Origin of the sequence: Sphingobacterium sp. 18053 (assembly GCF_902706145.1) — a bacterium.
Taxonomy (GTDB): Bacteria; Bacteroidota; Bacteroidia; order Sphingobacteriales; family Sphingobacteriaceae; genus Sphingobacterium; species Sphingobacterium paramultivorum.
Genome location: NZ_CACSJW010000001.1, coordinates 853979 through 866908 on the forward strand (window position 1 = coordinate 853979; position 12930 = coordinate 866908).

The following is a 12930-nucleotide window of genomic DNA, read 5'->3' on the forward strand; positions in this document are numbered from 1 at the left end:
AATTATTTGCTTGCAATAATGACTATATTGGCGCACGCTACTTCATCTGTCCGTAAGTTAGTGTGCTGAATATTTCAAAAATGGCAAATTTTAAAAAGACCTTCTATAAAAAAATAGACCATATCAACCAATGGCGTATGAGAAAAGTTTCTAATCGGAACTTTATCATCATCTTGGCCTTTTTGGTAGGTATTGTTGGCGGGCTCATGGCATCCGTTTTAAAAAGACTGACTCATTTTATTGCGACCAGTATTCAGAACGATATTGACTGGAAAGTAAAATATTCGTTGTACCTCGTTTTTCCATTAATCGGGATTCTGTTGAGTGTATTTTTTGTCCGAAAATTTATTAAAGGTAAAAAGATCGAACATGGCATAACACCCATTATCTACGCGATCAGCCGAAAAGGAAGCCGGCTTGACTCCAGTAATATCTATTCACAAGTTGTGACTTCAGCCATTACCGTTGGCTTTGGGGGATCTTGTGGTTTAGAGGCTCCGGTAGCCTTAGGCGGATCATCCATTGGTTCAAATATTGCACGTTTTTTTGGATTACAATATAAAGAAGTGACCATGCTACTGGCCTGCGGTGCAGCTGCAGGTATTGCTGGCGCATTCAATAGTCCTTTGGCAGGAATGATCTTTGCCATTGAAATTCTGCTACCCGAATTTTCCATTCCTGTGTTTATTCCACTGCTGATTTCCTCTGCAATGGCATCGGTGGTTTCGCGGCTGCTCTACAGTGAACCCCTATTTACGAACTTTAATTCCTACTGGCAGGTATCCGCCTTATTCTTCTACCTGCTAATGGCAGTACTGATAGGCTTATACACCGTATATTTTGCGCGCGTATCTGTCGTTGTCAACCAATGGTTTCGGAAAATCAAAAACCCTTACAACAAGGTTTGGGTGAGCGGTGTTGCGCTGGGTCTTATGATCCTGGTATTTCCGGCGCTATATGGCGAGGGCTATCTGACCATACAACAAATTTTGAATGGGCAGTTCAACGCAATTGTCAAAAATAGTTTATTCTCCGAATACCACAATATGGGTTTCGTAGTATTCGGTTATACCCTATTGACGCTCTTCGGAAAATCATTTGCCGCACTTTTTACCCTGAATGGTGGTGGCAATGGTGGCGTATTCGGCCCAAGCTTGGTGATGGGTGGACTATTGGGCTTTGCATTTTCTTATGGAATCAATCTGACAGGGTTTGCAGAGCTGAACGTTCCTAATTTTGTGGTAGCCGGCATGGCGGGCGCCCTGAGCGGCATCATGCATGCACCTTTAACCGGTATGTTCCTTATTGCAGAGGTGACCGGAGGCTATACATTGATGGTTCCTTTGATGCTTGTCTGTTCGATATCTTACCTCATCAATAGAACAGTGCTCAAACATTCGATCTATACCAAAGTGCTCGCAGAATCGGGAGACCTTATATCTTATGAAGATAAAGACCGTTCCGTATTGAGCATGATGCGCATCAAATACGTTCTGGAAACCAACTTTGTGATTTTACGTCCGGATGAAACCCCTAAATCTAGGCAGCACGATATTATTCACAGCAAACGAAATATATTTCCTATTGTGAGCCATGATGGCAAATTCATCGGGCTGGTCAACAGCGAATATCTATTCTCGATTCTACTTGGCGAATTGGATGGGTTGGATACAGCATTTGAAAAATTGGCTCAAAAACCCAATGACATCGTCCTTATTCATGAAAGTATGGAATCTGTGATGTCAAAAATGAACAAAGAAGACACTTGGATCCTCCCTGTGCTTGGATCTGAGCAAAAATATCTGGGCTTTGTATCCAAATCTAGCGTATTCAATAAATACAGGGCACTGCTAATCCGCCAGGGGCATTATCTTGAATAACAGTTATTCATTATTCAGCGGATTGTGCGTTATACCGAATTAGTCATGTAATGAAGTCGGTGTCCGCCGAACGCACAATAAAAACACAGTTAAAGATCATAGAAAACGTCTCCCTAGCAGGAAGACGTTTTATGGATCAATCGCTCAATAAGCTGATGTACTGAGCCGGAGCCTTCAGATTCAGGTTACAATTTCTGTGTAAACAGGAACTTCCACCTGGCAGCCTCATTTTCTATTAGTGCTCCAGTTCTTTCAGGTATTCGATCATGGCATCGAGGCTCTGCAGAAGCTTTTCACCTTCAAATCCCACCTTTCGAAAATGGATGTTCCCCTTTTTGTCCAGGATCAATGTTGTCGGAATGGATGTGATATCCAGCTTACTACTGAGCCTTTTATCGTGGTTGTAATAAAATGGAAAGTCAAATGCGGGATTGGCCTTTGCCCATTTGTAGGCATCGTCCCAGCTGTTTCCACTGCCCGAATTGAGTATCACGAACTTCACCTGCGGATCATCCGCATATTTTTTGTACACCTGATGCAAATAGGGAAATGAAGCGATGCAGGGCTTACACCAGGTAGCCCAAAAATCAATGATGACAATCTTGTCCTGGAGATCGGCTTTGAGCAAAGGTTTTTTGTCCATATCAACAATGCTAATGTCTTCTGGAAATGGCGTATTGCCGATGATTTTCTGAAACTCCTGGTAATACCCTTGTTTCCATTGCTTGTCAAGCTTGCTAAAATAAGCCTGCCGTTCGGCAGCATTGTCCATTCCGTTTTTAAGGATCGCTTTGTCGAGAAGCTGCCTGATCGCTGGGTCAAACGGCGCATACCGATAGGCTGCCTCCAATACGGGTATAGCGCTGTTCGGATCATTCCACTGCTGATACTGCATGGCCACTGCCCGGAGCAGTGCCGCCGATTTGAGTGTAGGGATACTTTTTGCAAACCAGTCTCGGGCCGCTTCGGACTGGTTTAACTGAGCAGCTATAAATCCCTGATTGGCCATAATTTCTGCTTTTACGGCAGTAAGCTTATCCGCCTTGGCCGGATCATGGGCCACCAGATAGCCCGTTTCGGGGAAATAGCGTATTAGACTCACGGGATAGACCGCAACACTGTCAAGTAGATATAAATTGAGTTTGGACGCATCCTGCAGCATCAGCTTATGATCTAAGAGCAGCTGCACATACTGATTGTATGCGCGCCATTTGTAGGGATCCTGCTCCCAACGGGTAATCAGCGGCAGGTATTTCTTGGCCTGTACGCTATCACCATGCCGCACATAGTAGGTAAAAAGATAGTCATAGGCACTGCCATAGGCCGCCTCATTATCGGCCGTCTTGAGGGAAAGAAGCTGCCCTATCTTGGCGACCACGGCGGTGGAATCCTGCTCGCGGAACAACTTATTGAGCCGATAACTTATCCCGATCTTCTTGTTGGGAAACTCGTTGATCACCACCTGGCGGATCGAATCCACTTTTTGGTTCTGCCCGAGTATCAGATAACCCATGGTCACCTTGTTGAGGTTCCCTTCAAAAAATGGATTGCTCCTGAATTTCTTTTCCACCACGGCCAAGCCCTTTTTCAAGAGCCGTTCCTGCTGGGCCGGACCAGCGTTTTTCATCTGTAGCACAATCAGCCGGAGCTGTGCTTCATAGTTATCGGGATATAGGCTCAGCTCTTTTTTGAGGTAATATTCCTGTGTAGCCAGGATATGATCTGAGGTTTTATCCTGGACCGGCACGCTGTATGATTTTCCCAGGTAATTGCCAGCGATCAGTTTCCCCTGCTTATAGACGTAGATCTCATACTGACTGCTATCGCTTGCCTGCTGTACAAATTTCTTGTCTTTGTCGGCGATCGTAAAGCAGGAAAAGTTGGCGTAGGCGGGCAGTTTAAAACGTACACGCCAGATTCCACCCTCTTGTTGCATGGCCATGCGGCTCGGGAACTCGTAAAAATTTGAATAGTTGAAATCCACGAAAAATGGCCCTTCCTTATGGGTAGCAGCAGATTTACCTGGGTCAAAGCTGATGGTCACGGTATCTCCGGCCGCTGCTTTTTGCGGCAAAATGCTCACTTGTGCCCGCAACAGCAGGTTTGCCTGTAGCAGGCACAGCAGCAATGCGTATTTGAATAGCTTAATCATTCTGTTGGAGATTAGCATTTGTGATTAGAATAGCACTTGCGATCGGTATTTTGATATCGCTTTCACTAAAGTCTGTTTTGACTTTTGAAAGTACAGGCAGGGCCCTATTTGTGCGCACCAGGTCAAACCAACGGTGGCCCCATTCACCGAGCAGCTCCAGCTGGCGTTCTTTCTCAAGCGCCAGGGCAATACCCGCCTTGTCCATCGTTTGTGGCAACGCAGCGAGGCCTGCACGTTCACGGATCTGATTGATATCTTGTAATGCCGCCTGCAACTTATTCTGGTTGAGCCGCGCTTCGGCACGGATCAGATACTGCTCGGCAAGGCGCAGAACGGTATTGTATTCGGTTACAGGTGTGCCCGTACGCAGCTTATATTTATATGGCATATAAAGCGTCTTATTACTTACCACATAAGGCTTTAACCACATTGCTTTACGTAAGTCATTCTCTTCATAGGCTGCTACCGAGGAATCATACACCTGATAATAACTCCGTGCTGTAGCTACTGTCGGAACGATGCTGAAACCTTCCCAGGTGTTGACCCCGGCAGTAGAAAGATTAACGGTCTGCAGCTGCCAGATGGCCTCTTTGCTCGTTTTCAAAAAAACGGTATTGAGGTCGCGCGACAGTTCGTACCGGTTATCCGCGATAACTTTGTCGGCCATTGCTTCGGCATTGGCCCAGTCGCCATGATACAGATAGACCCTGGCCAATAGCGCGTCAACCGCTTTTCTGTTGGGGCGGGTACGCTCATTGCCCTGATAGTCATCCGCAATATCGACAGCAGCTTTCTGCAGATCATCCACCATGAAAGCATAGAGCTCTTCCCTGGAGGCCGGACCTTTTCGGTTGTTGGCTTCCAGATCCTTGGTATCGGTGATGAGGGGCACTTTATTGAAGAGGTTGCTCAGGTAAAAGTAATTGAATACCCGCGTAAAACGGGCCTCGGCCGATAGCTGTGCCTTTACCGTACTGCTGAGCGCCGAGGCTTCAACACCCTCGATAATCTTATTGCTGTGGTTGATATAGCTATAGGGTTGCGACCAGAGCCGATCAAGATAAGAGGTTGCCGGGCTCAGTTTATTGTATTTGTACTCATCGTAGCTTGTAAAGGCTGAGTTGTAATCGTCGGCCAAACTGGACAGTACAATGGTCATCAGTCCACTGGCAAACTGGTTATTGTAATTGTTCATACTGGTATAGAGTCCGCCCACGGTTGCTGTGGCTGTCTTTTCGTCACTGAAGGCCGACTCTGCTGCTACTTCTGTCTTGGGTGGGTCCACGGCCAGAAATTTATTGCAGGAGATGTTAAGCAGTGGTGTTGCAAAAAGGCTGTAGATAATATATTTGTTCATGGGATAAGTCTTTAGTTTTATGATCATTAAAAAGTGAGCTGAACCGCAAATGTATACGTGCGCATGGATGGCGTGGCACTGTTCCGTACCGAACCAAAGGGATTGACATCCGAAACATAAGTACGGTCAAAACCAGGCATCTCGGGATCCATACCTCTGAAGCTTGTCCAGGTAAAGAGGTTCTGTGCATTGAACTGTACCACAGCGCGGCTCATATTGATCTTCTGTGCCCATTTGGAGATATCGTAACTGAGCGATACATTTTTTAAGCGAATAAAAGAAGCATCGTCCCATACGGCCGTAGAATACCGGTAATAATTACGGTAAGCCAGGTTGGCTTCGTTGGCGCTGTTAGCCGTAGCGCGTGGCACATCGGTCACATCTCCGGGCTGCTGCCAACGGTTTAACACATATTCATCCAGGTTGCCCAATCCGCCAATGGTCGTTGCCTGTGGACCATATCCAATGGATGGTCCCTCCTGTTTGACAAACTGAAATAGAAATCCAAGACTCACATTACCATAACTTAGATTATTGCCGATACCACCATAGTACTTGGGCAGCAGTGATCCCAAGGTTACATAATCATTGAAATCACTGATTTTCCCATCGCCATCCACATCCCGGAATTGGGCGACCCCGGTTTGTGGATCCACTCCCGTAAACTGAAATCCACGGACGATACGTGTGGACTCGCCAATGACGTACCGCCGCACATCACTGCTACTCGCCAGGCCGGGATATTCTAGCAGGGTATTGGACGGGAAAGTGATATTGAAATTGGTTTTCCAGCTGAACTTTTCCTTTTGGATATTCACACTGCTCAGCTCAAACTCCAAGCCTTTATTTTCGATCAGGGCCGGCATATTACCAAAATACGAACTGAAGCCCGTCTGCGGTGCTAGCACAATATTGATCAACTGATTATCCGATCTATTGTTGTAATAATTGGCCGTGAGGAAAATACGATCCCTGAAAAATCCAAGGTCGAGCCCCAGTTCTTTCTTTTTGATTTCTTCCCATCCAAAATTGGGATTAAACACCCGTGTCGGATAAAGCCCCGTGATGCCCTGGTAGGCAAAGCCTGTGCCCCAGGTATCCAGGTACTGGTAATCACCGATCTGGTCATTGCCCGTCACCCCCCAGCTGGCACGTAGCTTACCGAAGCTTAAGATAGACTGATCCTGGAGAAATTCTTCGCTGCTGAACACCCAGGCTGCACCGATCGACCCAAAATTACCGTACTTATTGTTGGGCCCAAAGCGGGAAGAGCCATCCCTTCGGTAGCTGAAATTCAACAGATATTTATCGGCATAGGCATAATTTAGACGACCAAATGCAGACTGGTAACGGTAATCTGCATACTGATTGTTGCGGTTCACAAGGATACCTGCAGCACCGATATTGTTTAGCTGCGAATCACTCGGGTAACTGCTGCCATCGAAGTATTTCCCTTCGCTGACCCTTTGCTGCCAGGTACCACCCAAAAGCAGTTTAAAATCATGTTTACCAATTGTTTTGCTGTAGTTTAATTGCGGTTCAATGATATAGGACTGATAATCCGAATTCCCGTAAGAGGCCATGGAACCCGTGCTCGTCAATGGATTAAATCCCGCATTGGGCAGCAAGCGCGTCTGGTCCATGCTTTTGAGGTTATACCCTACATTGACTTTTGCGACCAGTTCGGGTAAGATCGCATATTCGGCAGAAAAGTTGGCCAGCAGGGATTTTGATTTCGAAACACTCGAGCGCTCCATATAGGCGGCGGGATTCTGCAAACTCTGTTGGAACCAATAATAGTCTCCCTTTTCATCATATAAAGGATAATTGGGCGCCAGGTTATAAAACTGGGCAATATCTGTCGGCACTGTATTGTTACGGTCCAGGTTGAGGTTGAAACTACTGTTGAGCTTAAATCGCTGATCTTTGGATTGCGTAGACAAGTTCAACAGCGCACCACCGCGCTGATAATTCTTATTGCCGGGCAAGGGATCCCCCTGACGATTGAAATTGGCACTGGCCAGGTATTGGGTATTTTCGTTTCCTCCGGAAAATGACAGCTGATAGGTCGAGAAAGGGGCCGATGCGCCATAAAACTCCTTCTGCCAGTCGCTGTAGGCGGACTGATCCCAGGTGAGCAGATCCGGCGCATTATCTGCTGTCGCCGTCCAGTTATCATTTTTAAAGCCTTCCTTCCGGATGTCCAAATATTGTTCCGTATTGAGCATCTTCAAGTTGCGAATGGCCTTGCCAGAGCCCACATTGGCATTAAAGTCTATTTTAAGTCCGCCCTTATTTCCTTTTTTCGTTGTGATCAGGATCACACCATTCCCACCCCGGGAGCCATAGATGGCTGTCGCATCCGCATCTTTAAGTACATCGATTCGTTCAATATCCTTGGGATTGATCAGGCTGAGCGGGCTTTGGTTGCCATTGGCAGCGGTAAACTGATTCATGCTTTCGTCCGAAAATGGAATACCGTCGATAATGTACAGCGGGCTGCTGCCATTGCTCAAAGAATTGACACCACGCAGCTGCACCTGAAAGGAGCTGCCCGGCAAGCCCGAATTGGATGCGATATTGAGTCCCGCAACGCGCCCCTGCAATGCAGCCAGAGGATCTAGTACCGGTTGTGTTTCGATCTCCCTGCTGGTGACGCTGGATACCGAACCCGTATTTTTGCGTATCGAAGATGTCCCGTAACCGATAACCACCACTTCATCCAGGTTGCCCGGATCTAGCTCAAGGCTTATTTCCATAATGCCCTTGTCCGCTACCTTCACTTCCTTGCTGCGGTAGCCCACATAACTCAAAAGTAAGATATCATCCTGTTGCAGTCCGTTTAAACTAAAGCGCCCGCTGGCATCGGTGACCGTACTGGCTATCTTGTTTTTAACCCGAACACTGACCCCTTCAAGCGCTGCACCGGCCCCATTGCTGACGCGACCAGAGACGGTCATCTGCAGCGCCTTTGCTCCCCCCTTCCCCTGGAGCACGATGGTGTTTTTGATGATTTGATAGCGGATACCCTTAGCCGAGAATGCCTGTTTAAGTAGCTCGGGGATATTGGCATTGTTTAAATTGACATCGAAAGGCAGGTCGGGGTTAATTTCATGGGGATCATACACAAAGCGATAATCGCTGCGCTGCTCAATGGCTTTGACAAGCTGTTTAAATTGAACATGGTCAGATGCCTTGTCTGCCTGCTGGCTAAAGGCATAGCCATTGACATGCATCAGCATCAATAGCAGTGTTTTTACGGATTGTTTCATAGGGTATTTAGATTGAAAATGCGTTTGTTTGGGTTTGGTTAGGGAACAAGGACGAGTCGGTCCTTGTCGATGGTATAGTTTATGCCGGCGAACCGTAATATCTTGAGTACTTCTTCAAAGGACTCTTTTTTGCTGATTTTCCCGCTAAGGACTTTGTTTTTATAGACGGGCGACAGGCTATAGGTAAAATTGTACCAACGGGAAAGATCGGCCAAAATCTCGGGAAGCGGTGTCTGGTCAAATTCAAAGTAACCGTCTTTCCAATTAGCAGCATCCTGTTGTGTATTTTGCTGCTTTCGCTGGAAGGCACCGTTCAGCACATTCAGTTCGATCGACTGTCCAGGTAGCAGAATCTCCTGAAGATCCGCATTGCTGACCCGTATTTTACCTTCGTCGAGCTGTGTGGTTAAGAGCTGGCTATCGTTTGCGTATAACTTCACGTTGAAAGCGGTTCCCAAGGCTTCAATGCTGGTGTTGCCGACATGAACAATAAAAGGTTTGGCTTTATTTTTTGCCACTTTAAAATAGGCTTCACCCGTCAGGAATACCGAGCGTTCGTTGACGTCGTATCCCGGTCCTATTTCCAGCTTGCTGTCTGCATTTAGCCACACCGTGGTCCCATCAGGAAGCTCCATCTTGAATTCTTGCCCCTTTTTGGTTTTGACCGCCAGGTTATCCCCCTTCCCCTGCGCCATGTAGGCCGGGTTAAACGGTTTCTTTTCGTCCAGGCTAACCACTTCATTGCCAATCAGCAGATCGGCCTGGAATTGACCGACACTAAAAGGCAGTGGCTGTGGCGACTGTTGGTGCTGAGAAAAGAAGTACAGCGCTGCACCTGCCATCATAAAGAATACAATACTGGCAGCCACCTTCAAATAGGCCCTGCGGTGGCGATTAGTCCTTAATTCGGGTCCAAAAATATGCTGTTGGAAATACCGGTCTTCGGCAGCCAGATCAAGTTCCGGGATATCCTTGTCGTTGTTTTTCTGACTGAGCTGATTGTACCAACTTTCGACAAGTGCAATTTCCTCGGCGCTGCACATCCCCTGCTGATACCTCTGCAGTAATTGTTTCGATAATCGTTGTTTCATAGGTTCTATCCTGTTTACCGTTTAGAAGACAGGATAGTACCCCTTTAGTGGTAGAAAAAAATGAAAATAGTTCGAATTTTTTTTCTCAAAAGCGTCAACGCATTGTAAATCTGCTTTTTGACAGTCTGTTCGGAGATCTCAAGTTCCGCGGCAATCTCCCGATAACTCCGCTGCTCGAAACGACTTTTTTTGAAGATCAAAGCCATTTTGCGGGGCAGCTTTTCAATCGCTTGATCGATCTGCTTGGCCAATTCTTTCTCGCGCAGCAACTCGTCGGGCATAATTTCAGGAGTTGATGCGGCATGCTCCAGGTAATGTTCATATTTCCGGCCCACATCCTGGCTGGCGATACGATTGATGACCAAATTACGGGCCGAACGAAAAAGATACGCCTGATAAGAATGTTCAATTTCGAGCCGTTCCATGCGGTCCCAGAGATTGGCGAAAATTTCCTGTACAATGTCACGGGCTTCGTCACGATCGTCTAACATCCGAAACACATGCACATACAACTTCACCCAATTTTCTTCGTAAAGTTGGGTAAACAATTGTCGGACATGTGTAACACTCATCTGCTGGTTTAGTTATTGTTGATCAGTCAAAATTAGGCTTTATTTTTAGGAAAGTCAATTTATGATGGATTTCTAATGAAACCTGTAAAATAATGCAACAGACTATCTCTCTTAAAATTTAACTTTGCACGCATTGGAATTGATTATTATTTGTCCAGATCGTACAGGTATCGCCATGAGGTCACGTACTCCCAGAGCTGGCCCGGCAACCTGGTCTCCATTCTATTTTCCTTACGATTGAGCAATTCATCAAAATCTCTGGACATGACAAATACCCTGAGGTTAGCCTGGTCAATCAGGGTGAGGTAATGTGCTAATACCTGTTTTATTTCCGTTGCATTCTGGTCATCCGTAACAGCAATATCCCGATCCACTTCACGGTCAAATAAGGCGTCAGGTATGCCTTCGACCACCAGTTTAACCACTTTACCTTCGGTATGCCAAGTCAGGGCGATATTGATATGGATACCGGAGATATCCCCATCTTCAAACTTTTTTGGTAGGCCAAAATAACTTAGTTTGGCCGATGGAAATTGACTGGAAATTTTATTGAAAACTTCCGTAATGGCATTTACAGGCATGTATTTTTGGCGGAGACCCATGCCTTGGTTACGATTGTTGGAATCTACATAAAATTCGAGGTTATCGAAGGTGGTATTTCCGATTTTGGCGGCTATACTTTCCGACAGCAACATATTCTCGATGCCAAAAGTTTTAAAATGCTGCAAAGAGTCATTTCTGCTCAATATAGCAGACTGATATACAACAGCCGTTTTATCGGAGGATTGCGTCAGCTCGTCGGCAAGTTGGATGGGATTGATCAAATCCATGGTCGCCATATCCTGTAGGTAAAGCGGCCGCATTTTGTTAAAGTCGAGTCCGGTAGCGTCCCATGGCAGCCTACTTTCCAACACTTTCCGGCGCTCCTGTTTTAGGGCAGCAGTCGCCTTTTCATAGGCGGCCTTTGAGATAGGAATATAGTTGAGCACAAATTTTTTATCTTCATCACCTGTTCCCTGATAATAAAAATTGATGCGAAGCGTATCTTTGCCGCTTTTTATGCCATAGATACTGTCCAATAGCCTATTGTTGAGCAACTTTATCCGCGTATTGGTAAAAGAAGTGAATTCCTGTTTTTGTATCCTCTTTTCATCTGGATAAGGGATGAGAATATCATTTCCTTTTACGGCCAGATAAGGGAAAGCTTTGATCAGCATTTCCATGTAGCTCAGCGTTATTCCACGCATCGGCTCGCGGTTGATCTTATTGGAGGATACCGCCACCCAATAAGCTCCCTGATCCTGTGCCTGACAAGCTGTCGAAGAAAGTAAAATACTGCATATTAATATTCCGATGTATCTCATGAAGGCGTGCATTATGTGATCCCGAAAATAGACAAATTATCTATTAAACAGCTTCTATCGGGAAAAAGTTCTAATTTGATCGGCAGAAGAAATTAGAACAAAACTTGCTAAAGAACAGAGTTGGTTAGTTAACCACAGATCGCCTTTTGTTACATTTAATTTATTTTGCGATCTGCTTCACGCTAGATATACCGATCGCTGAACATTCAAATTTTACGCCCGGATCCCATAAAGAAGGTATATTTTCGTTCAATTGTCAGGATGTTGACAAGGCCATCGGCTGAACGAAGCAGACCCTGTTTCGTATTTTTTTTTGTAAATTATCTCACTATGAAAATAGTAGACATCACAAAAGACACTTTAATCAGTGCTCAGAAAGAAGGATTTACCGTATTAATCACCAAATTTAGTTCAGATCCGTTAAACCCAACCTGGATTGTCGATAAGGTTGAAAACGACAAAATAGAAGCTAGCAAAAAAGCACTGAGCGAAAGCTACCAGCTATGCTATTCCATTAAAGAAGCTATACTGACGATTGATAATCGCCCTTTCATCGGAAAGTTACAGCTAAGCCATTAATTGCGTTTGATCAATCAATCATGCAATACGCAATCGGAAGACTGTGTTGTTTCGCTACCCCATTACGAGGATGCCCAATAAAGCAGAATTTCTGCAAAAACATGCGTAAGAATTACTAAAACCACAATTATAGCAAAGAGGACCAAACTATCGTTAAGTTTGGTCCTCTTACTATTTCTATTAATCCAAATCAAATACTTTGGATAAAAATTCCCCTTGACAATAATCAGTAGACTATACAGAATTTCATAATTGACAGTATTTTCAAAACTATACCTAAAGATAGTACGAATTCAATCACCTGGTAACCGGACGATCAATAGAGGCTAGCGCGAGCTACATGACTTTCTCTACTAACGGATATAAATCAACAAGGTCAAACGGCTTTGCTAGAAAGGCATCTGCTCCCCATCCGGAGGCAACTCTTTGCCCTTTACCACTTGCTGGCATCATGATAATGGGCAAGTGTATATGTTGTTGCGCTGTTTTTAGCTCGCGCACAACCTCGTCACCTGTTAACCAGGGCATCTGTAGGTCAATTATTAGGAGATCGGGTTGAGTACTATTAATTAGGGTAATAAGTTCCGTACTTTTTGACGTGTTGATACCTAGTCAAGAGCCAGAAGTTCAAAATACGGGGTTTTAAAAAAAATTTTTATACTT

The 12930-nt window shown here is 45.4% G+C and carries 9 protein-coding genes; 2 read left to right on the top strand and 7 right to left on the bottom strand.

The features are described 5' to 3' along the window. Positions 1-80 precede the first annotated feature (80 nt). A complete protein-coding gene (locus tag GVK91_RS03835) occupies positions 81-1880 on the top strand; it encodes a chloride channel protein (RefSeq protein WP_159727049.1) in 1800 nt (599 codons plus the stop codon). Positions 1881-2115: 235 nt separating this feature from the next. Here the strand turns inward: GVK91_RS03835 and GVK91_RS03840 are convergent, their stop codons facing one another. The 6 genes from GVK91_RS03840 to GVK91_RS03865 all read right to left on the bottom strand — a co-directional run bounded on the left by GVK91_RS03840 (position 2116) and on the right by GVK91_RS03865 (position 11688). Further along, entirely contained in the window at positions 2116-4032 is a 1917-nt protein-coding gene (locus GVK91_RS03840) for a TlpA disulfide reductase family protein (RefSeq protein ID WP_159727051.1), read from the bottom strand. Then, entirely contained in the window at positions 4025-5389 is a 1365-nt protein-coding gene (locus GVK91_RS03845; protein WP_159727053.1) for a RagB/SusD family nutrient uptake outer membrane protein, read from the bottom strand. Before GVK91_RS03845 ends, GVK91_RS03840 begins: the two co-directional genes overlap by 8 nt. A 26-nt stretch (positions 5390-5415) precedes the next feature. Then, a complete protein-coding gene (locus tag GVK91_RS03850; RefSeq protein WP_153847773.1) occupies positions 5416-8661 on the bottom strand; it encodes a TonB-dependent receptor in 3246 nt (1081 codons plus the stop codon). Between the two features lie 38 nt (positions 8662-8699). Continuing rightward, the gene (locus GVK91_RS03855; protein WP_159727055.1) at positions 8700-9704 is read right to left on the bottom strand and encodes a FecR family protein; all 1005 of its coding nucleotides are present in this window, start codon (positions 9702-9704) and stop codon (positions 8700-8702) included. Positions 9705-9796: 92 nt separating this feature from the next. Continuing rightward, on the bottom strand, positions 9797-10324 hold the full coding sequence (locus tag GVK91_RS03860; RefSeq protein WP_153847775.1) for an RNA polymerase sigma-70 factor: 528 nt from the start codon (positions 10322-10324) through the stop codon (positions 9797-9799). Positions 10325-10470: 146 nt separating this feature from the next. Next, positions 10471-11688 carry a hypothetical protein gene (locus GVK91_RS03865; protein ID WP_153847776.1) on the bottom strand — a complete coding sequence of 406 codons (1218 nt, stop codon included), beginning with the start codon at positions 11686-11688 and terminating at the stop codon, positions 10471-10473. 330 nt (positions 11689-12018) lie between these two features. Here GVK91_RS03865 and GVK91_RS03870 point away from each other — a divergent pair, with 330 nt between their 5' ends. Then, positions 12019-12267 carry a hypothetical protein gene (locus tag GVK91_RS03870; protein ID WP_120336124.1) on the top strand — a complete coding sequence of 83 codons (249 nt, stop codon included), beginning with the start codon at positions 12019-12021 and terminating at the stop codon, positions 12265-12267. Positions 12268-12603: 336 nt separating this feature from the next. Here GVK91_RS03870 and GVK91_RS03875 read toward each other — a convergent pair whose 3' ends face one another. Continuing rightward, positions 12604-12873: a PleD family two-component system response regulator gene (locus tag GVK91_RS03875; protein WP_153847777.1), complete on the bottom strand. Its 270-nt coding sequence runs from the start codon at positions 12871-12873 to the stop codon at positions 12604-12606. Between the last annotated feature and the right edge of the window lie 57 nt (positions 12874-12930).